The 21,134-nt window shown below is 61.8% G+C and carries 20 protein-coding genes; 15 read left to right on the forward strand and 5 right to left on the reverse strand.

The features are described 5' to 3' along the window. Positions 1–20 precede the first annotated feature (20 nt). The 3 genes from RB216_RS11185 to RB216_RS11195 form a co-directional block, all read right to left on the reverse strand. Positions 21–1,610, reverse strand: a complete 1,590-nt coding sequence (locus tag RB216_RS11185; RefSeq protein WP_308908699.1) for a hypothetical protein — start codon at positions 1,608–1,610, stop codon at positions 21–23. A 67-nt stretch (positions 1,611–1,677) separates the two neighbouring features. Next, positions 1,678–3,411, reverse strand: a complete 1,734-nt coding sequence (locus RB216_RS11190; RefSeq protein ID WP_028619774.1) for a DUF8225 domain-containing protein — start codon at positions 3,409–3,411, stop codon at positions 1,678–1,680. After that, positions 3,408–5,195, reverse strand: coding sequence for a tyrosinase family protein (locus tag RB216_RS11195; protein WP_308908700.1), 1,788 nt, complete (start codon positions 5,193–5,195; stop codon positions 3,408–3,410). The genes RB216_RS11190 and RB216_RS11195 overlap by 4 nt, the downstream gene beginning before the upstream one ends. A gap of 158 nt (positions 5,196–5,353) precedes the next feature. Here RB216_RS11195 and RB216_RS11200 point away from each other — a divergent pair, with 158 nt between their 5' ends. The 11 genes from RB216_RS11200 to RB216_RS11250 all read left to right on the forward strand — a co-directional run bounded on the left by RB216_RS11200 (position 5,354) and on the right by RB216_RS11250 (position 16,786). After that, the gene (locus RB216_RS11200) at positions 5,354–5,830 is read left to right on the forward strand and encodes an Lrp/AsnC family transcriptional regulator (RefSeq protein ID WP_068936218.1); all 477 of its coding nucleotides are present in this window, start codon (positions 5,354–5,356) and stop codon (positions 5,828–5,830) included. Between the two features lie 923 nt (positions 5,831–6,753). Beyond that, positions 6,754–7,347 carry a transposase gene (locus RB216_RS11205; protein WP_028619777.1) on the forward strand — a complete coding sequence of 198 codons (594 nt, stop codon included), beginning with the start codon at positions 6,754–6,756 and terminating at the stop codon, positions 7,345–7,347. Between the two features lie 59 nt (positions 7,348–7,406). Further along, positions 7,407–8,990: a ShlB/FhaC/HecB family hemolysin secretion/activation protein gene (locus RB216_RS11210; RefSeq protein ID WP_028619778.1), complete on the forward strand. Its 1,584-nt coding sequence runs from the start codon at positions 7,407–7,409 to the stop codon at positions 8,988–8,990. A 24-nt stretch (positions 8,991–9,014) separates the two neighbouring features. Continuing rightward, the gene (locus RB216_RS11215) at positions 9,015–10,814 is read left to right on the forward strand and encodes a DUF2341 domain-containing protein (protein ID WP_068936201.1); all 1,800 of its coding nucleotides are present in this window, start codon (positions 9,015–9,017) and stop codon (positions 10,812–10,814) included. An 11-nt stretch (positions 10,815–10,825) separates the two neighbouring features. Beyond that, a complete protein-coding gene (locus RB216_RS11220; protein ID WP_016980095.1) occupies positions 10,826–11,251 on the forward strand; it encodes an ExbD/TolR family protein in 426 nt (141 codons plus the stop codon). 3 nt (positions 11,252–11,254) lie between these two features. Continuing rightward, a complete protein-coding gene (locus RB216_RS11225; RefSeq protein ID WP_068936199.1) occupies positions 11,255–11,959 on the forward strand; it encodes an energy transducer TonB family protein in 705 nt (234 codons plus the stop codon). A 41-nt stretch (positions 11,960–12,000) separates the two neighbouring features. Further along, positions 12,001–13,701 carry a putative porin gene (locus RB216_RS11230; RefSeq protein WP_016980093.1) on the forward strand — a complete coding sequence of 567 codons (1,701 nt, stop codon included), beginning with the start codon at positions 12,001–12,003 and terminating at the stop codon, positions 13,699–13,701. 18 nt (positions 13,702–13,719) lie between these two features. After that, positions 13,720–14,346 (forward strand): hypothetical protein, encoded by a 627-nt coding sequence (locus RB216_RS11235; protein WP_028619781.1) that lies wholly within the window; start codon positions 13,720–13,722, stop codon positions 14,344–14,346. Positions 14,347–14,366: 20 nt separating this feature from the next. Next, a complete protein-coding gene (locus tag RB216_RS11240; protein ID WP_308908701.1) occupies positions 14,367–14,819 on the forward strand; it encodes a YbjN domain-containing protein in 453 nt (150 codons plus the stop codon). Then, positions 14,816–15,757: a peptidylprolyl isomerase gene (locus tag RB216_RS11245; RefSeq protein WP_308908702.1), complete on the forward strand. Its 942-nt coding sequence runs from the start codon at positions 14,816–14,818 to the stop codon at positions 15,755–15,757. Before RB216_RS11240 ends, RB216_RS11245 begins: the two co-directional genes overlap by 4 nt. A gap of 51 nt (positions 15,758–15,808) precedes the next feature. After that, a complete protein-coding gene (locus RB216_RS11250; protein ID WP_028619784.1) occupies positions 15,809–16,786 on the forward strand; it encodes a LysR family transcriptional regulator in 978 nt (325 codons plus the stop codon). Here RB216_RS11250 and RB216_RS11255 read toward each other — a convergent pair. Continuing rightward, positions 16,783–17,649, reverse strand: a complete 867-nt coding sequence (locus RB216_RS11255) for a LysR family transcriptional regulator (protein ID WP_028619785.1) — start codon at positions 17,647–17,649, stop codon at positions 16,783–16,785. The two genes, RB216_RS11250 and RB216_RS11255, sit on opposite strands and share 4 nt — an antisense overlap. A gap of 93 nt (positions 17,650–17,742) precedes the next feature. On the opposite strand from RB216_RS11255, the gene RB216_RS11260 reads away from it, so the two are divergent. Genes RB216_RS11260 through RB216_RS11275 form a run of 4 tightly spaced genes read left to right on the forward strand, consistent with a single transcriptional unit; the run spans position 17,743 to position 20,425 of the window. After that, positions 17,743–18,285 (forward strand): DUF4865 family protein, encoded by a 543-nt coding sequence (locus RB216_RS11260; RefSeq protein WP_028619786.1) that lies wholly within the window; start codon positions 17,743–17,745, stop codon positions 18,283–18,285. A 53-nt stretch (positions 18,286–18,338) separates the two neighbouring features. Next, positions 18,339–18,893 (forward strand): histidine phosphatase family protein, encoded by a 555-nt coding sequence (locus RB216_RS11265; protein WP_068936191.1) that lies wholly within the window; start codon positions 18,339–18,341, stop codon positions 18,891–18,893. Between the two features lie 45 nt (positions 18,894–18,938). Next, positions 18,939–19,694 carry a precorrin-6A synthase (deacetylating) gene (gene cobF, locus RB216_RS11270; protein WP_028619788.1) on the forward strand — a complete coding sequence of 252 codons (756 nt, stop codon included), beginning with the start codon at positions 18,939–18,941 and terminating at the stop codon, positions 19,692–19,694. An 11-nt stretch (positions 19,695–19,705) separates the two neighbouring features. Next, positions 19,706–20,425: an alpha/beta hydrolase gene (locus RB216_RS11275; RefSeq protein WP_028619789.1), complete on the forward strand. Its 720-nt coding sequence runs from the start codon at positions 19,706–19,708 to the stop codon at positions 20,423–20,425. Between the two features lie 131 nt (positions 20,426–20,556). Here RB216_RS11275 and RB216_RS11280 read toward each other — a convergent pair whose 3' ends face one another. After that, the gene (locus tag RB216_RS11280) at positions 20,557–21,111 is read right to left on the reverse strand and encodes a DcrB/PsbP domain-containing protein (RefSeq protein ID WP_028619790.1); all 555 of its coding nucleotides are present in this window, start codon (positions 21,109–21,111) and stop codon (positions 20,557–20,559) included. Positions 21,112–21,134 lie beyond the last annotated feature (23 nt).

The following is a 21,134-nucleotide window of genomic DNA, read 5'->3' on the forward strand; positions in this document are numbered from 1 at the left end:
GCCCCGTGTTTGGCTTGCGGCTACGGCTCATCCTTGAGGGTCTTGAACGCCTCGATGCGTTTGATCAGGCGCGTGTTCTTCGCCGAGTCGGCATTGCCAAACAGAAAGGAGAAATCCGACGCCAGTTTGGACCCGCCGGCAATCGCCGCGTACTGATGGCAGTCGTTGCAGTTGTCTGTCTGCACGTAGGTTTCCATCGTAGTGTTGGCGACAACGACACTCTGGTCGCTGACAAACGGCCCATAGGACAGCGGCACCTGCACGTTGGGTCCAGGGCCGGGATCGTTGGGCGCGTTGGGCGTCTTGGACCACAGCACATTCACTAGTTTGTAGTACTGGAACACTGATTGGCCCTGGGTTTTCTGGGCGAAAATCTGTTGCACCGCGGTGTTCAGCACCTGCAGGTCCTGGGGCGTGGCATTGAGTCGCGTGGCCTGCACTGGCTGATCAAGGGGCGTGCAGTTGGGCGGCGTGTGGGTGGCATCGCACTGCACCCGTGCAACGTTGGGCGTGCAGGCATCACCCGTGCAGGCCGGATTGTTGAAACTGTAGCCCTGGGGCCCTGCTGTGCCGTTGTCCGGCACGTTGTCGACCTGCTCGAAGGTGGTCCAGATGAAGTTCGGCTGGGTCTGTGTCTTGTTGATGATATGCAGGCCCACCAGACCCACCACTTCCTGGGTGCATTGCAGCGTGTCGGGGCGCTGCAGCCAGGCGACGGTGGTCAGGTAACGCCCGTACAGCTCGGGTTTGTTGGTGAGCACGCGCCAGGCTGCCTTGAGTTCCAGGGCGCCGAGTTCTTCTTGGGGCAGCGCCTGGGCCGGCAGCTCGCGCACCAGTTTGCCTGCGGGCAGTGACAGGCCTGCGGGGTGCCGGTTGTCGCTGTTCTGCGCCACGATCAGTTGGTTGGCGGCGTCGTACAGCCCGTTTTCGACGATGTAATCAAACTCGGCCTTGCCGACCTTGCGCTCGAAAAACACCAGGTTGCCCGACTGGTCCGTGAGCCAGCCGCCGGAAGCTTCCATGATCGAATCGGGCAGCGTCACCTGGGTACCGCTGGATAAGTGGAAGCGGTGCTTGCGGTTGATCGCGCTTTCCGACGTGGCTGTAATGAATTTACGTGCGCCCGTGGAAAACGCCTTGAGGTTGCCGGTGGCGGTGCAATTGGACGGCACCAGGGTTTCCACGCCCCAACCGGAGGGCTTGGGCGCGCCGGGCAGGAAGATATCGCTGGCGTCCTTGTAGCTGGCCCACACCGGGGCATTGCTCATGGGCTGGCCGGGCGTTGGCGGCACGCCGAACTGGGCCACGGTGCTTTGCGTGTCCGGCTCTCCGGCCAGGCTCGAGTTGGCTGGCCAGCCGGGGTTGACCGGCCAGTTCATGGCGATGAACAACTGCCAGCCGAAACAGTTGAGAAAGTCCTGCTCGGTGCCGAAGTTGTTTACCGGCAGGAAGCCGCCGCTGGTGGGATCGAACACCAGTTGGCTGACGCAGCTCTGGGCGTCCGAGGCCGCATTGGCCGGCGTGGTGCCCAGCAGGGGAAGAAGGGCGCAGGTGATCCAGCACAACACACTCAAGCGTGCCCGGCGCAGCGGGCGAAGCCATCCGTTCATGGTCGCATTCCTTGCTCAAGACTCAAGAGGCGACCGCCCACGCCAGGCATGGGCGGCCAAGCGGTACTCAGGCGACAGGCACCAGCGCCAGGCCGCTTTCCCACGGATGCTGCGTGGCGCTGGGGTTGGCGGCTTCGCTGGGGTTCAGCGCACGCACGCTGACCAGCCCCGGCGCTGCGTTGCTGCTGACGGTGACGGTCATGATGTAGCCCTGGGTGCCGCCGCTGTCGGTCTGCCCTGGAATCGCCGAGGCATCCGGCAGGAATTTCGTGACCTGAGCCGTGATCCCAGGGTTGGAAAACTGCACCCGCGCATCTGCCGCCGTGGTGCTTGGGTCAGCGCCTTGCACCACCAGCACGAACTGGCCCGAGCTGCCGGGCGCAAAACTGGCCGGCAAGTCGCTGGGGGACTGACCGTAGAACAGGTCAATCGGCAGCAATTGCACAGGCCAGGGTTGCGCATCGGTGTTGTTGGCTGCCACGCAATCGCACTCTTGGGGCGTGGCGGTGAGTGGCGCCGGGGTTACGCTCAGGGCCACATTCAGCTCGTTGGCGATCACCCATACGTAGTCGATCGGCGTGCCGTTGATGGTGATGTCGTTGATCGAGAACCCCGCGCTTTGCGGCACTTCGAAGACGGCCTGCAGGATCTGGTCGGAGTTGTTCGGCCCGGTGCCGGCAGTGCCACGGGTGATGCGCCAGTAGCTGCTCACATCCTGGCCTTGCGGGCCTTTCCAGGTGCTGAAGGACTTCGGTTGTTGCAGGTACAGACCGATGGGGTTGGTCAAGGAAATCAGGGCTTTGACGGCTTCCTGGTTGGCGGAGAAACCGATATGCGGATCGGAGTTGCGGTAGTTCTGCCCGTATTGGGCGCAGCAGATCAGGTTCTGTTGGTTGCCGCTGCTTTTGATCGGCCGCAGGATGGTGGCCGCTGCCGCCAGGTAGATCTCGGCACTCAAGGTATTGGGGCCTGAGGTCAGGTGCATCGCGCCGCCTGACACACCCGGAATGCGCACGGTACCGCTGTTCCATTTGTTCACGGTGTCGTAGGCGGGCTGGCCGGTGGTGGGGTCAAGCACCGGATCACCGGCCTTGCCGGTCGGGCCGTTGGCGGTGTAGCGCAGGTACAGGTCTTCGATCTTCACCTGTGGGTCGACATAGGCTTTGTACAGCCCCAGCACGGCCTGCGGGTCGATGTTCCACATGGTCAGGAAGTACGCCGGGTTCTCGCTGGTGAACATGATGCTGCGCATGTTGCCGTCGGGATCGCGGGTGATCGACCACTCGCAGTATTCATCCAGCCAGCCCCGTGGGCCCGAGGGTGAAAAGTCGGCGTAGGGGCCGTTCCAGTTGATGGACTTGCACAGCACGCTGGGGATCTGCAGTTGGGTCGCCTTGGGGTCCGGGTACAGCGAATAGAGGGTGTTGTTGAGGGTGATCTGGCCGTGGTCGGTCAACTGCATCACCTGGTCCAGGGTCATGGCCTTGCCGCCCAGTTGCGGGACCACGGCGGCGCCGTTGTTGTAGAAGAACGTCCACAGACGATTGGGGAAGGGCTGCCAGGTGATGGTCACTGGCGTCTGCGTGCCGTAGCCGCTTTCGATCGGGTTGTAGTAGCCCGAGCGCGGTGCGTCGTTGAGGTTGGACCAGGGGTTGCCGATCACCGACATCTGGGTCCAGCCGGTGACGTTGTTGTTCCAGTTGGTTTCGAAGGTGGGCAGTTGATTCTCCAGGCCCAGCTTGTTGTAGTCCTTGGGGGCTTGTTCGGCGGGGGAGGTGAATTGGGTGAAGGGCGTGCTCATGTTGGTTCTCCAGCATTGGTGTTGGTGGAGCAGCAACCGGCGTCCGGAGCGGGGCCGGCAGAGGTTTGGCGTGGGTCGTCCCACACCAGTTGGGCGATAAAGCCAGGCAGGGGCGCGTACGCATCGGGCGTCAACACCTGGCCAGTATCGGGATGGGTCACGATCAGCGATAACTGCGCTTTATCGGTCGGTTTGAGGTTCAGCGCCTTGACGTTGCGCGCGGCGTTCAGGGCGCGGGAGACGCCTTGGGTGATGCAGCGTCCCTTGTCATCCACCAGGCCCATGCCGATGCGGCTGAAGCGCCCGACGTAATGCGGGTTGTCGGCATTCGCCTGTTGCGCCGTGGCGTCGGGTTGATTGAGGAAGACGTCGATCAGGTAGGTGTCGTGGGTGCAGCGCACATGGTCGAACACCACCCAGGGGCCGGTGATGGCAGCCGGTTTTTGATGGCAGCACGCAGCTTTCGCCGCGCCAAACTGCGGGGCCACCGGGGTGCCGTAGTCGTAGCCGATGTGCCGGCTGTCCTGGGCCATATCGCCGAGGGTGGTGTAGCGCCAAGCGTCGGCGCTGGTGAAGCTCACCTCGTCGGCCTGATGGCCAGCGAACGGCTGCAACAGGCACTGGGTGGTGTACTGCGCCGCCGGGTTGGCGCGGATCCAGACCTCCAGCATGCGGTCGATATTGGCGTGATAGGCGCAGAACACCGGGTCGAACGCGGTGTAGGCGTTGTCGGCCATGTCACCGCCGATCCAGCCGTGATAGTTGTCGTGGGGCTGCTCGTAAAGCCCGTCGAAATTCAGCGCGCGGTTGGGGTACAGGTCATTCGGTTGCGGCGGGTCGAAGCTGGTGATGTTGGCCCAGGGGTAGCCCGGCACGCCTTGCGGCTGGCTGAACGTGGTGAAAGCCAGCGCATCGACCACCTGCTGCTGAAAGATCCGGCTCATGCCATACAGTTGGGTGCGCTCGAAACGAAAGGCCTCGCCCTGGGTATAGAACAGCGGGTTGCGCTGCACATACAGGCAATCCACGTCGCCGACCGGAGCGGTGGCGCAAACCTTGGAACAGCCATCTTTGGCCGCCGCATACCGCAATGGGTTACGCCGCACTTCACCGGTGTGCGGGTGCACATAGGTTTCATCGAGGAACGCTTGGGGCAGGCCGGCCTGGGGGCTGCCGTCGATACTGGCGTCCACGGCCATCCAGTCCCAGTAAGGAATCGCGCAGTCGATCAACGCTTCCAGATATAGCAGGTAGGCGCGATGCCACAGGGCGAAGGCTTCCTGGTAATGCAGGCACCAGTTGGTATGGATGTAGGCGTAACGCTGCCAGGGCGAACCGCTGTCGGGGTCGCCGATATGCATCACGTCATCCAGCTTGGCGCGGTACAGGTTCAGTTCGTCGACGCTCAGCGAGCGGATGTCCTGGCGTACGCGCTTGACCGGGTGCGGCAACGCCGGTGGTGGGATGCGTTCGGCCGGGTCGAAGGGCGAGATGCTGTCCAGCCGCCAACCCTGGTTGACCCACAGGCGGAAGGTTTCCAAGGCATCGATCGGCCAGAATTGCTGCTGGTCGGTGGTCAGCGGCATGTTGCGCGACGCGAGGTGCTGGTAGATGGTCTGCGACCAGGTCTTGACCGACGCCGGGTCTTCCAGGAACACGTCGTAGGCATTCATGCAGCCGATCCAGGTGGCCGCAACGGCGGCGCGCTGGCTGACGGGTATCCAGTACGGAGCGCTGAAAAGTCCTTGGATATCAGCGGTCCATGTCGGTTTCGCGACTATCATAAGATCCCTCTCATGCCGCCGTAAGGCCAGGTGTTGGCCGGGCTGCTAAGCTGAATCGATGTTAACTAGCCACTGCGCAGGATTTGTGCAAATTGGCCCGTCATTGCGACGGATTCATTGCAATTTTCAAGGACGATTTGGAACCGATGACAGACGCCATGGATTTGAAAATCCTGGGCAAGTTGCAAAAGGATTGCGACCAGAGCCTGGAGTTGTTGAGTGACAGTGTGGGGCTATCGTCCACCAGTTGTTACCGGCGGATTCGCCGCATGGAGAGCGCGGGGATTATCAAGGCGAAAGTGGCGGTCTTGGATGAGCGAAAGTTGGGGATCCAGGTGACGGCGTTTTTTCTGATCAAGTTGGATAGGGATAGCAATGATATTGATCGCAGGATGCAGCACATACTTTCTGGTCATCCGGAGATTCAGGACTGCTACTTGATGACGGGGGAGTTTGATTTTGTGATGGTGGCGAAGTTTCGGGATGCTGCGGAATATACCGAGTATATCTATCGGTTTTTGGAGATTTATCGGGATATTCCGATTCGGACTTATTCTTCTACGTTGGTGGTTCGGACGGTTAAGAAGTCTTATGAGTTGCCGTTGCAGGGGGTGGGGTTTTGTTCTGGTGGCTGAGGGCATATCCGTTGTTTAGGTAACGGCTACTTAGGGTTCCGCTCTTACAGCGGGTCACTTTTGGAAGGACCCAAAAGTAACCAAAAGGTCCTCGCCCCAACACTCGGCACCTCGCTTAGGCTCGGTGTGCCCTCACTCCGGCTTGAATCCGTGGGCCGCCGCGATGGGCCATCCTTGGCCCAGCGCGGCTAACCCGGCGTCCTGCCGGGTTACCCACGGATTCAAGCCTGCGTTCGGCCAGCGTGTTTAACGGGGCGCCTAAGATCAAAATCAAGATCAAGAGCGACTCGCTTCGCATCGTAGATACGCGGTGTTGTAGGAGCCGGCTTGCCGGCGAAAAACGTGAGACCGCCGCGTTTATCCAGATGTACTTCCGTCATCGTTGAAGACCATCGCCGGCAAGCCGGCTCCTACAGGACCGCGTTTGCTTTTGCCTTTGCTTCACACCACTCAAGCCGGCTGTCAGGCCGCTGTGCTTTTGCTTTTGATTTTGATCTTAGGCGCCCCGTTAAACACGCTGGCCGGAATTCGACAGGGATTTGGGGGGTAAACCGGCAGGGATGCCGGTTTAGCCGCCCCGCGCCATGGATGGCGCGTGGCGGCGGCCCCCCAAATCACTGTCGGATTACGGGCACACCGAGCCTAGGCGAGGTGCCGAGTGTTGGGGCGAAGGCCTTTTGCTTACTTTTGGGCCTTTCCAAAAGTGAGCCGCTGTAAGAGCGGAACCCTAAGTAGCCGTTACCTAAATAACGGATATGTACACCATAAAAAATGCCCCCCACCCAATCCAAAATGAAGCTTTCATGACAAAAGTTCGGTAGTCCCCGGCCACTCCCGTCTCCTCTGTGTAACGCGCTTGAGCCCACCAGAACGTTGGGCTTTTCAGCCGCAAGCAGGATGCCAGGAGTGGGGCGATGGGAACTATGGAACGTTACTCGAAAGTGGGCATGCAGGAGCTCGACCAGCGCCTGTCAAAGATCGTCGAAGCGGCGCGCAAGAAGCCGGTGTCGGTCTATCGCTACGGCGCACCCTGGGTCTGGATCGTCTCCCAGGAAGACTGGCAAGGCGCTCGCAAGGAAGTGTCCAGCTACATCCCGGCAGGCCACTCCCTGGTGCTGCTGCGCCCACAGATCGACGAAGTGCTCGACCAGCATCGCGACTGGCTCACCGCCGAACCCGCAATGTCGATCGCCCCGCACACCGTGCTGCAGATCCTCCTGCTGCAACTGCTGTACTCGGTGCCCAGCGAACAACAGCTGCACGAACAGCTGAACTACAACCTGTTGTTCCGCTGGTTCGTCGGCCTGGACCTCAACCAAAAGGTCTGGAGCATTCACGTACTGACCCGCGACATCGCCACGCTGCTCAACAACCCGCGTGCGGTGCAACTCATCCAGAAAATCATCGGTGACGTGTTTTGTGGCGCCTTGCTGCACATGCCGGAGTTCTCGTTGAACTTCGCCCTGTTGCACACCTGGCTGGCACGCCACGGCAGCACCTCGATCACCAGCAATTGAGCCAGCCGCACGCCGGGCGTCCGGCGATGGCGCACAAAATCAGACAGTCAGGGGGCGGTGTGGAGCATCTGTTCAAATTAACGTTGGCGCTGTGTTGCGTGACGCTGGGGAGCCTGGCGCAACCGGTGTTGGCCGAGGAAGAAGAGGGCGCGCGCAAGGTCGACGTCAACGAGTACTTCGTGCGCGGCAATACGGTGCTGGATGCGGCGACGATCGAGGAGGCGGTGTATCCGTTCCTGGGGCCGCAGAAGACCTTGGGCGATATCGAAGGCGCGCGCGATGCGTTACAGAAGATCTACCAGTCGCGTGGCTACCAGTCGGTGTTTGTCGAGTTGCCGGAGCAGAAGGTCGATGACGGTATCGTCTATCTGCAGGTCAGCGAGACCAAGGTCGGCCGGGTGCGTGTGGTCGGTGCCAAGCACTATTCGCCAGTGGAAATCCGCGAGCAGGTGCCGGCCCTGGAGGAGGGCGCGGTGCCGGACTTCGCCACGGTGCAAACCCAGTTGGCGGGCCTCAATCGCGGCGCTGGGCGCCAGGTCACGCCGTTGGTACGCGAGGGTCAACGCCCCGGCACCATGGATGTGGATTTGCAGGTGGAGGACCAGAACCCCTGGCACGCCAGTATCGGCCTGAACAACGACTACAGTGCCGACACCGAGAAACTGCGCTCGGTGGCGACCCTGGGGTACGACAACCTTTGGCAACTGGGCCACAGCATTTCCCTGACCTACTTCACCGCGCCCCAGGACACCGAGAATGCCAAGGTCTGGTCGGGCTCCTACAGCGCCCCGCTCAACGAGCGTTGGACCGTGCAGTTCTCGGGCTACCAGTCCGACAGCAACATCGCCACCATCGGCGGCAGCAACGTGCTGGGCAAAGGGCATTCCTACGGCGTGTCGGCCATCTACAACCTGCCGGCGGCGGGCAACTGGGCCAACTCGTTCTCGTTTGGCGTGGACTTCAAGGACTTCGACGAACAGATGAAGTTCGGTTCCAGCAGCGACCAGGTGCCCCTCAAATATGCGCCGTTCACCTTGGGCTACAACGGCTTTCGCTATACCGAACAATCGCAATTGGGCCTGGGCTTGAACCTGGTAGTGGGCACGCGCGCCTTCTTCGGCTACGGCAGCGATGCCGAAGAGTTCGAATACAAACGCTACAAGGCCAGCGCCAGTTTTGCCGTGCTCAAGGGCGACCTGAATTACACCTACACCTTCGCCAACGATTGGCAGTCGGCGACCAAGGGCGGCTTCCAGTTGGCGTCGGGGCCGCTGGTGTCCAACGAGCAGTATTCCGCCGGCGGTGCTACGTCGGTGCGCGGCTACCTGGCGGCGGAGCGTACCGGGGATGAGGGGTACTTGCTCTCCCAGGAACTGCGCACGCCGTCCCTGGCCAAGTTCCTCGGCAGTTATGTGCAGGAGTGGCGCTTCTACGCGTTCGCCGAAGGTGCGCGCATGCGCCTGCACGATCCGCTGCCCGAGCAAGAAGATGAATACAGCCTGGCCAGTGTCGGCCTGGGCACCCGCGCCAGTTTGAGCAAATGGTTGTCCGGCAGCCTGGATTGGGGCTACCCGCTGCTTGATGGACCGAACACCCAGAAACAGGACTCGCGACTGCACTTCAGTGTGCAGGCGACTTTCTGACTTTTTCTTCCGGAGACTTCACCCATGCAACGCCTATTCCTGAGCCTGTTGATCTGCCTGGGCTTCACGCTCCCGGCCACCGCCCATGCCTGGTGGCAGGACGACTGGCACTACCGCAAACAGATTTCGGTGGACACCACCGCCCAAGGCGCCGCGATCAACCAGGCCCTGGGCCGTACCGCGCTGCTGGTGCGCTTGCACACCGGCAACTTCACCTTTGACGGGGTCAAGGATGACGGCGCCGACCTGCGTTTTGTGAGCGCCGATGACAAAACCGTGTTCAACCACCAGATCGAGAGCTTCGACCCATTGATGGGCATGGCGCTGATCTGGGTCGATGTGCCCAAGGTCGAAGGCGGTCAGCGTCAGGACCTGTGGATGTACTACGGCAACCAGAAGGCCCCGGCCACCGCCAACGGCCAGTTGACGTTCGACCCGAACTACACCGCGCTCTACCATTTTGACGGGGCCAACGGCACACCGGCCCGCGACACCACGGCCTACGCCAACACCGCGTTGAACGCCACCGGTGCGAGCATCGACGGTGTGATCGGCCGTGCCTTGCAGTTCAGCGGTCAACCGCTGATGTTGCCGGCCAGCCCTTCGCTGCAACACGCTGCGGGTGGCGCGTTCACCTTCAGCGCCTGGCTGCGCCTGGACCAAGCCAGCGGCGAGCAAGTCGTGCTGGCCCGACGTGATGGTGCCCATAGCCTGTTGCTGGGTCTGAACCAGGGCATGCCTTTCGTGGACATCGACGGCCAGCGCGCCGTGTCGACTCAACCTTTGAACCCCGGCCAATGGCAGCACCTGGCGTTCACCTCTGAGGGTGACAAGGTCACGCTGTATGTGAATGGCCGCGAGACTGCCACCCTGGCCGTTGCCTTGCCCGCGTTCAACACCCAACTGGCCATTGGTGCCGATCTGCCGGAAGCGGGCACCACGCACCTGCCATTCGCCGGGGCCATCGATGAGCTGCGCCTGTCCAAGGTGGCGCGTCCGGCGGCACTGTTGCTGGCCGATGCCAGCGCCCAGGGCGCCGAGTCGAAACTGGTGGCCTATGGCGTGGATGAAGAACAGTCCGGCTTTGGTTTCGGCAGCCTGGGCTTCTTGCTCAACGCGGTGCCGGTGGATGCCTGGGTAATCATCCTGGTGCTGGTGGCGATGATGTTCCAGTCGTGGGTCATCATGCTGCGTAAGAACCGTCAGGTCAGCCGCCTCAGCAGCGCCAACGAGGTGTTCCGCGAGCACTTCTCACAAATCGGCACCCGCCTGGAGATGTACGCCGACGACGCCCAACTGGGTGAGCGCCTGGCCCATTCTTCGCTGTGGCGCCTGTACCTGGTAGCGGTCAAGGAGATCCGCACCCGGCGTGCCCAGGGCGCTGACACCTCGTCGGTCTCGGCCGCCACCATCGAAGCCATCCGTTGCTCGATGGACGGCGTGCGCACCCGCGAAAACCAGGCGCTCAGCTCCAAGCTCTCGACCCTGTCCAACGCCATCGCCGGCGGCCCTTATATCGGCCTGCTCGGCACAGTGCTGGGGATCATGGTGGTGTTCCTCGGTACGGCCATGGCCGGTGATGTGAACATCAATGCGATTGCTCCCGGTATGGCGGCGGCGTTGCTGGCCACGGCCATGGGCCTGTTTGTCGCGATCCCGGCGCTGTTTGGCTACAACCGCCTGATCACGCGCAACAAGGAAGTCAGCGCGGACATGCGTGTGTTTGTCGACGAGTTCATCACCCGCCTGGCGGAGATGCACGGCGAGAGCCAGCACAGTGAAGCCGCGCACCGTCGTGACCATCACGCCGCTGTTCCGGCCTGAGGAGATCTGCCATGGCTTCCGTAAATACCTCCCACGACGATGACGATGATGCCGCCGTCGACAGTATCAACATCACGCCCCTGGTGGACGTGCTGATGGTGGTGCTGGTGATGTTTATCCTCACCGCCACCGCTCAGGTCTCGGGCATCCAGATTCACTTGCCCAAGGCCAGCGCTTCGGTGTCGTTGTCGGAGGCCAAGACCAAGGCCATCTCCGTGAACGACGGTGGCCAGGTGTTTCTCGACGCCTACCCGGTGACCCTCGGCGAGCTGGAAGAACGCCTGCGCATCGAGAAAGCGCTGAACCCGGATTTCCCGGTGATCGTGCGTGGCGATGCGATGGTGCAGTACCAGAAGGTGATCGAAGTGCTCGACCTGCTGCGTCGGCTGGAACTGTCCCAGGTCGGGTTGGTTACCGGCAAACCGAGTCAGGGCTGAGACATGACCGCACAGATCCCGATCGCGCCCTTGCCCATTAAGAAGAAGCCGCCGTTGCGCCCGTTGAAGTGGGGCGTGGGCCTGTTGCTGGGTGCCGTGGCGGCCTGGTTCTTGTGGCAATGGGCCAATGACATGAGTGGCGTGCGCCGCGAAGCACCGAAGGTGCCGACGATTATCCCGTTGCCGCCGCCACCGCCACCACCGCCGGAAAAGCCCAAGGAGCCTGAGCCCCAGGTCGAAGAAAAAATCCCGGAACCGGTGCCAAGCCCCGAACCCGAAGAGGTCAAGCCAGCCGAGGAAGCGCCGCCTTCGCCTAACGAAGACCTGGCCAACCCGATGCAGATCGACGGCGACGCCCAGTCCGGCAACGACGGTTTCAACATCGGCGCCGGCAAGGGCGGCGGCATGGCCGGCAGTGGTGGCGGTGGGTTGGGAACGGGCACTTACAAGCAGTACCTGGCCGGCACTTATCAGCGACTGATGCGCGAAGACCCTGAACTGCGCAAGAAGGCGTTCTCGATACAGATAGACCTGTGGTTGGGCGCCGATGGCCAGGTCACCAAAGCCTTGGTGACCAAGTCCAGCGGGGATGCCGAGACCGACGCGCAGATGCTCGCCTTGATCCAGGCACCGCGTGCCACACAGAAGCCGCCGGCGTCGCTGACGCTGCCCATGCGCCTGTCACTCAAGGGCCGGCGTCCGGATTGAACAAACCCTTTTTTACGGTTTTTTACAGGAGTTGCGTACACATGATTTCCCCCGTGAATCGACTGACCCTGGCGGTCGGCATGGTCATCGCGACCCTGGTCGGCCAGGCGGCTGCAGCCCCGGTCGCACCCTCGGAAAACGTCACCATCAACCTGATCCGCCTATTGGTGCAGCAAGGCGTGCTGACCCAAGACACCGCCAACGGCTTGATCGCCCAGGCCGAAAAAGAGGCCCAGCAGGCCCGCCAGGCCAATGCCGCGCCGGTGGTGGCCGCAGGCCCCGCCGCTGCGCCGGGTGACGTGCGTGTGCAGTACGTGCCGCAGGCGGTGAAGGATCAGATCCGTGATCAGGTCAAGGCCGAGGTCATGGCCACCGCCAAGCAGGAAAACTGGGCCCAGCCCAATACCTTCCCGGATTGGGTCTCGCGTATCAGCTTTGATGGCGATATCCGCCTGCGAGACGAGTCGCGCTATTTTTCGGGCAATAACAGCAACGAGATCGTCGACTACGCCAAGCTCAATGAAAGCGGCCCGTACGACACCAACAAAGACACCAACACCAAGCTGCCGCCGCTGCTCAACACCACCAAGGACCGCGAAAACCTGTTCCGCCTGCGCGCGCGCCTGGGCATGAAAGCCGTGCTGTCACCGGACTGGACGGCCGGCATCCGGGTGGGCACCGGCTCTGACAACAACCCGGTGTCCACCACCCAGACCCTGGGCGGCGGCTTTGGCAAGAAAGACATCTGGCTCGATCAGGGCTACCTGAGTTGGAAGGCCACGCCGGACGTGACCCTCACCGCCGGGCGATTCGCCAACCCGTTCTATTCCACTGACATGATGTATTCGGGCGACCTGAACTTCGACGGTATCGCCGCCAATTTCAACCATACGCTCAATAGCCAGTGGGGCCTGTTCGGCACCTTGGGCGCGTTCCCGGTGGAGTACACCTCCGACTCGGCCAGCAGCAACGGTTTCGACAAGGAAGACAGCGACACCAAGTGGCTGTTTGGTGGGCAGATCGGCGCCAACTGGAAGATCAACCGCGAAAACAGCCTGAAGGGCGCGCTGGCCTACTACCACTTTGACGATATCGAAGGTAAACGCTCCGGCGCTTGCCAGCCGTGGTCCGGCCAGCCGGCGTGTGACAGTGACGGCTCGCGCCTGGCCTTCATGCAAAAGGGCAACAGCGTGTTCCTGCTACGCGACATTACGCCGAATCCAGCCACCCCAGGCCTGACCCCGCAACCGCAGTTCGTCGGCCTGGCATCCAAGTTCGATGTGCTCGACCTGAACCTGGCCTGGGATGCCGAGCTGCCCAGCGATTTCAAGCTGCGCACCCAAGGCAACTTCATCCACAACCTGGCCTACGACAAGGGCGAGATGCTCAAGCGCAGCGAAGGCCAGATCGTCAACAACATCAACAGCAAGGGCCAGTTTGAAAGTGGCGGCAATGCGCTGATGGTGTCGTTCACCCTCGGCAGCGCGCTGGAAATGCGCAAACGCGGCGATTGGAACGTGTTGGCCGGCTACAAATACATCCAGCCTGACGCACTGCCTGACGGCTTCAACGATTCGTCGTTCCACCTGGGCGGCACCAACGCCAAGGGGTATTTCATTGGCGCCAACTACGGCATCGAAAAGAACATCTACGCCAGTGCGCGTTGGTTAAGCGCGTCTGAAGTGTATGGCGCGCCGTTCGAAGTCGATGTGATGCAACTGGAACTCAACACGCGCTTTTGATGCGCACGGAGATGCCACATGAACACGCGAATCTGCGGGCTGTTGCTGCTGCTGGTCACCACCGGCGCGTCGGCTGAAGGCATGGAGGAACGCCTGCGTACGCAACTGCGCAGCACTACCCAGCAATTGCAGGCCCTGCAAAGCGAACAGGCCCAGGCCAGCGCCGCGCGGATTGCGGCCGAAAACCAGGCCAAGCAGGCCCAGGCGCAAATCAAGCAGCTGACGACCGAACTCGCCCAGGTGCGTGGCGTGGCCGAGCAAATGGCCGGCCAGCAACAGAGCCTGCACAGTCAAGCTCAGGCCCAGGTGGCGGCCAGCAACGAGCAGATCGGCAAGTTCAAGAAGGCCTATGACGAACTGCTGGTGCTGGCCAAGGGCAAAGAGGCCGAGCGTGCGCGCTTGCAGGCGCAACTGAGCGAACGTGACACACAAGTGCAGCAATGTTCAGTCAAGAATCAACAGATGTACGGCGTGGCCCAGCAGTTGCTCGCGGCCTACGAAAAAATCGACGTGGCCGAGGTGATGAGTATTCGCCAGCCCTTCGCCAGCAGCGCTCGGGTCAAGTTCGAGGAACTCGCCCAGGGCTTTGGCGACGATTTGTACAAAAGCCGTTTCGATGCGCCCCAGGCAACCGCCAATCATTGATCGACAGGGAAGAAATCACCATGAACGAATTGATCTCCAGCGTCACCACCCAGAGCCTCACCGAACTGCTGCAGGAAGCCGGTTACCGCGTCAACCACACCGAACAGAATGGCGTCGTGCAATTGCTCAGCGCCAGTCAGGGCATCGGTTTTGCCGTGCGTTTCGGCAACCCGGCGGTGGAGCAGGGCAGCTATGTGGATTTCACCTACAGCTGTGCGCTGCGCATCCAGGGCGAATTGCCTGAAGGTCTGGCGCAGGTGTGGAACGCGTCGCGACGCTTTGTGCGGTTGTCGGTGCAGGGCGAGTTTTTGTTGATGGAAATGGACGTGGTGGTGGCGGGCGTCGGCGCCACGCACCTGCGCAGTCAGCTGGAGTTGTGGGATCGCCTGTTACAGGAATTTATCGTTTACCTGCGTGAATACAGCCAACAGGCCGCGCAGTTGCAGGCTGAAGCCGAGGCGCCGGTATTGTGAAGAAACCTACCTTGATGGTCGGCGCGGGTGCGTTGGTCTTGCTGGTGGTGGCGGTGGGCTTGAGCCTGCGACCGGGCAGCGACCCGGTGGCGGCGCAGCAACCGGCACCGGTGATCAATCCTGTATCGGCCGGGCCGGCGGTGGCCCGCCTGGGCAATCAGCAGATCGACCTGATGGAACTGAAAACCGTGCTGGCCAGCCTGCCTGCCGAGTCCCGTGAGCAGTTGCGCGGTAACCGTGGTGCGTTGGAAACCTGGATTCGTTCACGGTTGGCGCAAAAGGCGGTGCTCGAACAGGCCGACGCCCAGGGCTGGCGCCAGCGCCCGGACGTGGAACAGCAGACCCGCGCCGCCGCCGAGCAGATCGTGTTTCGCGACTACATGCTCTCGGTCAGCCAGGTGCCGGCCGATTACCCCAGCGCGGCGGAGTTGCAGCAGGCCTACGACAGTGGCAAGTCGCAATGGGGGACGCCGCCATTGTACCGGGTGAGCCAGATTTTCCTGGCGACCAATGACCCGCAAACCGTCGACAACGTGCGCCGCCAGGCCCAGGAACTGAGCCGTCGTGCCCAGGCCGCGCCAGGTGATTTCGCCGCCCTGGCCACGCAGTTTTCCCAGGACACCGACTCCGCCGCGCGCGGCGGTGACTCAGGCATGCAACCCTTGCAACAGCTGGTGCCGGAAGTGCGCAATGCCGTGTCGCGCCTCAAGGTCGGCGCCGTGTCGGACGTGGTGCAGAGCGCGGCGGGGTTTCATGTGCTCAAACTCACCGGCCAGCAACCAGCGCGTACTGCGACCCTCGACGAACTGCGCGAGCGCCTGACCCAGGCCCTGCGTGTCCAACGTCAGGAGCAGATCGCCAAGGCGTACCTCGAAGGCATGCTCAACACCGCAACCCTGAGTATCGACGGCGCCGAGCTGAACAAGGTGCTGGAGTAACCCGCGTCAACCCGCATTGGATGCACAGACCGACAAGACAGGGAGTCTCCCATGGCATTTCTAGAACCGTCCGCCCCCCAGGGGCCGTCCTCTTATCGCGCCCCCACCGAGGGACGCAGTAGCTGGCTGGCCCTGGCCCATGAGATCGAGCCGGAGGTGGCGCGCTACTTTCTGGTGAGCGCGCGCTGCGGCTGCTTCATGCAGGCGGCGCGCAGCTTGAATATCAAGGCGACGCTGTTGCGCAAGCGCCTGGCGCAGTTGGAAGAACATTTACGGCATTCGCTGTTCACCTACCAGGGCAATGGTCTGGTGCTCAGTCGCGATGGCCAGCAGTTGCAGGCCCAATTGATTGCCCTGGCCCATGAACGGCGCTTGCCGGTCACGGAGCAGCCGTTGATTCGGCTGGCAGTGGCCGAACCGATCCTGCACGACATCCTTGGTCGCGACCTGATCGCTTTGTTGCGCCGCAATGCCAGCGTGCGCCTGGAGATCATCTCCATCGACAGCCAGTTGTCGCTGCAAGCGGTGGATGTGGATGTGGTGCTATGGCTGTCGGACACCGATGGCCCCGTGCCTGGACCGAGCTTTGCCACCGAGCCGCCACAGGCCCTGGCGCGCCTACATTACTTGCCCCATATCGCCAAGCGTTATTCGCGGTTGACCACACGCCCGGACAGTGTCGAAGACCTCGACGACTACATGCTGGTGCAATGGCAGCCTGATGCGCAGGTGGGCGCGTTGCAGGCGTGGAACCGGGTGGTGCAGCAGCGCTTGGCGGCGGTGGTGCAGGTGCATGCGTATTCGCTGATGTTGGAGATGATTCGTTGCGGTGCGTGCATTGGGTTGCTGCCACATTACATGAGCAGTTTTGACCGGGGCCTGGTGGCGTTGCCGGGGTTGTTGGCCGAGAGCATGCAGCGCCAGGTGTGGCTGGCGGTGAATGCGCAGGTGGCGGATGTGGAGGCGGTGCGGATGATTGTGGAGTTGATCATCGGCACCTTTGAAGGCCGACGCGAATGGTTTGATTAGCGTTGCAGCACGCCGCGAAAGGTCGCGCTCAAGGCACGCAGTGTTTCCCGTGAGCGCACATCGGTGATGCGGCTGTGAAGTACCACCTCACTCACGGGCAAGGCGGGCAACCCGTATTGCTCACTCACTTCCACCGCACCTGCCGGCGCAACGCGATGGGCGAGGGCGGCGACGCCCAATCCGGCGCTGACGGCGGCACCCACGGCCATGACACCGCCGCCAACGAACACTTCGGTCCAGTCGATGCGTGCCTCATCCAGTGCGCGTGTGGCCAAGTGGCGAACGCCGCAGGGCGCGGCCATTGTGGCCATGCGCAGGGGCGTGCCGGGGCTGTGTTGCCAGGTGGGGGCGGCGAACCAGCCGAAGCGTTCCACCGCCAGCACGTCGCCATCCTGGCGGTCGCCCTCGTTGCGCACAATCACGGCGTCAAGTTCGCTGCGGTCGAAGGCGGCGACCAGGTCGCGGGAGGAGGCGATGCGCACTTCAAGGATCACCAACGGATCGTAAGCGGCCAGGCGATTGAGCCAGGTCGGCAAGTCGGGGCCGGCCACGTGATCACTGATGCCGATCACCAGGCGTCGCGGCGCGTGGCTGTTCATATCGCCCAAGGCGCGTTCATGGGCATTGAGCAGGGCGCGGGCCGCGACGATGAATTGTTCGCCTTGGGGCGACAACCGCACATGGCGTGGCGTGCGCTCTAGCAGGCGATAGCCGAGGCGTTCTTCCAGGCGTTTGAGTTTGAGGCTGATCGCTGCCTGGGAGGTGTCGAGGGCTTCGGCGGCGCGAGTGAAGCTGGCGAAATCGGCCACCAGCACGAAGGCTTGGACAGTGTCGATATCCAGTGGTTTGGGTGCGTCAGTCATATTGGATCCTTATCGCACTTATATCGGTTGATATCTTGTTGAAATCATCGTCGCTGCGCAAGCTAAACACTCAACTTGCCCAGGAGTTTGTCCATGTTTGCCAAACAGTATTCACATCGCTTGCCTGCCGACTACGACATGGGCGTGATCCGCCGACGCGCCGCGCAATTGGGGCCGTTGTGGGATAACGCCGAGGGGTTGCTGTTCAAGGCGTTTATCGCCCAGGAGCGCGGGGGTAATGTGTATTCGTCGGTTTACCTCTGGGCCGACCCGCTGCAGGCGGCTGACTTCCTGCTGGGTGAGCGCTTTCAGAAGGTGCTCGACAGCTTTGGCCGCCCACATATCGAGAGCTGGTTGCCGTTGGACCTGCAACGTGGCCCGGCACAGGGCGCGTTGAGTTTGTATCGCGAGGAGTGGGCATTGGCGCCAGGGGCGAACCGCGCCGCGATCTTGGCCGAGGAGAAACAGCGTAATCAGCAGGTGGCTGAGCACAGTGACACGTTCGCAGTGTTCCTCGCGTTGGATGTGCAAGCGTGGCGGTTGGTGCGGTTTACGCTGTCCGCCAAGGCGCTGGACGCCGAATATCCTGGCGCGGGTTACCAGGTGCTTTATCTGGCACAAGGCGTTGCGCCCTAGCGAGAACTGCGCCAGTCTTGGTGGCCTCATCCTTGTCGTTGAAGCACTCTGTGATGCCGGCCACTCGTTTGACACTTATCTGCCATGCCGTGACTCTCCAGCAAAAAAAGGGGCGTTTTCCCGATGACGAGTCCGTTGCGATGGATTGGCGAAATGCGGGTTTGTCCCTTGCCGGCCGCTACAAGAAAAACTTGCGCTTATTGTGCGGTCCCGAGGCGCGTACCCGACAGACAGCAGGTTTGTTCGGCAGGCATCCCCAAGTCGAAAAAGCCTTGTGCGATGCTGACTTTGGTCGGTGGAAGGGCAAGGACATCGACGCGATAGATCGCAACGAGTTGATGGATTGGCTTGGCAACAGCGCCAGTGCCTCGCATGGCGGCGAATCCGTGGACCAAGTCTGCGCACGAGTAGGCCGTTGGATGAAATCCCTCGAAACCCAACCCGGCCACGTCGTGGCCATCACCCATCCCTTCGTGATCCGTGCGGCAATGCTGTACGTCATGGAATTTCCGATCTCGATGTTCTACCTGATCGACGTCGAACCGTTGTCCGCCACTGAGCTGCGCTTCAACGACGTCTGGCGACTGCGCCTGGAAACTCACGCCTAGCTGCCCGAACATGGCAAAATCCACGCCCCGCAATGAGAGCAACCCATGAAACGCATCCTGATCATCGGCATTGGCGCCGGCAACCCTGACTACATCACGATGCAGGCCGTGAAGGCGCTCAACCGCACCGACGTGTTTTTCCTGATGGACAAGGGCCAGAGCAAAGACAAGTTGATCGACCTGCGTCGCGAGATCTGCGAGACCTACATCACCGAGCCTGGCTACCGTTTCGTCGAGGCCAGCTGCCCCGAGCGGGTGCGCGGCGAGATCGACTACACCACCGCCGTGCAGGACCTCAACCGCGACAAGCAGCAGACCTTCGAACGCATGATCAACGAAGAAATGGCTGACGGTGAAGTGGGCGCTTTCCTCGCCTGGGGCGACCCTGCGCTGTACGACAGCACCATCCGCATCTTGCAGGCGATTCTTGCCAGTGGCCGCAGTGAGTTCGAGTTCGAAGTGATCCCGGGCATCACCAGTGTGCAAGCCTTGGCCGCCCAGCACAAAGTACCGCTGAACCGTATTGGCAAGTCCGTTGAGATCACTACCGGGCGCCGTTTGGCGGCGGGGCAGGCGAGTGATGCCGACACGTTGGTTGTAATGCTCGACGCCGAAGACTCCTACCGCAGCGTGGCGGACCAGGACTTGGAGATCTATTGGGGCGCCTACCTGGGCACGCCGGATGAGATACTGATCAGCGGCAAAGTCAGCGAAGTCGCAGAAGAAATCGAACGGGTGCGCAAGGCGGCGCGCTTGGACAATGGCTGGATCATGGACACTTATCTGTTACGTAAACCCTGAGGTGATGCCCCATGCTCAAACTGGTTGCCCTGGCGCTGACGCTGGTCGTCGGTACCGCCCATGCCGACGAGAGGTTGCATACGGACTTGCCGCTGTCTTACCTGGAACAAACCCAGGGTGATGCACGCAACCAGCCGCTGGTGATTTTCCTGCACGGGTTTGGCAGCAACGAGGAAGATCTGTTCGGCATCAAGGACGCGCTGCCCTCCACGTGGACTTACTTGTCGGCCCGTGCGCCGATGCCAGTGGATTCCCACGGTTATCGCTGGTTTACCAAGATACCCGGCAACGGCGATTACGATGGCGAGACGGCGGACCTGCAACGCAGCGCCCAGTTGATCGAAGACTTTGTCGGCAAAGCCACCGCCAAATATCACACCCAACCGGATCGGGTGTTCCTGGTGGGTTTCAGCCAGGGGGCGATCATGTCCTATGAGGTGGGCCTGCGCCGGCCGGAACTGCTGCGCGGCATTGCGGCGTTGAGCGGCAGCGTGCTCCCGGTGCTTAAGGCTGAACTGAAGCCGGATGCGTCATTGGGCAAATTGGCGATTTTTATCGGCCATGGCACCTTGGACCAGGCGCTGCCCTATGTGTCGGGGACGCGGGCGAATGAGGTGTTGACGGGGTTGGGGTTGAAGCCGGAGTTTCATGGGTATCCCGGCATGCCGCATACCATCAGCGAGGCGGAAGTGCAGGACCTGAAAGCCTGGCTGGAAAAAAGCCTGAAATAAACACCGTTAAGAAATATGGGAGCGGGCTTGCTCGCGAATGCGGTAGGTCAGTCGAAACATCGGTGACTGACACACTGCATTCGCGAGCAAGCCCGCTCCCACTTTGGTTATGTGTTGCTTGGTAGATCGGGTTATTTGCCGCCGGTAATCTGCTTCACCAGCGCCGCATGCCCCTTGGCATCATCCGCCCGCGAAATCGCCTGGATCACCAGCAGGTGATTACCCGAACCACCGAGGAACGTGGAGTTCAGCGTTTTGCCGCCGCCTTGGGTGGCGGTGCTGTCCACCTGGCGCAGGCCGAGGCCTTTGAACGTCAGTTTTTTCTCGCTCTGTTTCTTGAAGTCAGGCAGTGCTGCGCTCTGGTCCTTGACGAACCCGGCCACGGCGCCGTCCAGGAATTGCGCGTCGTTGTCGCCGATGGTTACTCCATCGTTACGCACGGTTTCGGCGACGATCACCACACTTTTAGTGGTCTGGTTGGCATACATCGTACCCTGGGTGTCAGCGGTGCCATCCTCGGCCTTGCCAGCCGGCAGGGTGTCGGCGGCGTAGGCTTTGGGCAGGTTGAAGGTGAACTTGCCACCCAAGGTGGAGATGGTTTGCGTGGTCGGCTTGGACGCGGCAAATGCACTGCCAGCGGCCAACGCGAGGGCCAGCAGGACGGCGGTCTTGGTGAAAGTGGCCATGAAGCGCTCCAGGGGTGAACGAA

It is taken from the genome of Pseudomonas canadensis (assembly GCF_030980095.1).
Lineage (GTDB): Bacteria > Pseudomonadota > Gammaproteobacteria > Pseudomonadales > Pseudomonadaceae > Aquipseudomonas > Aquipseudomonas canadensis.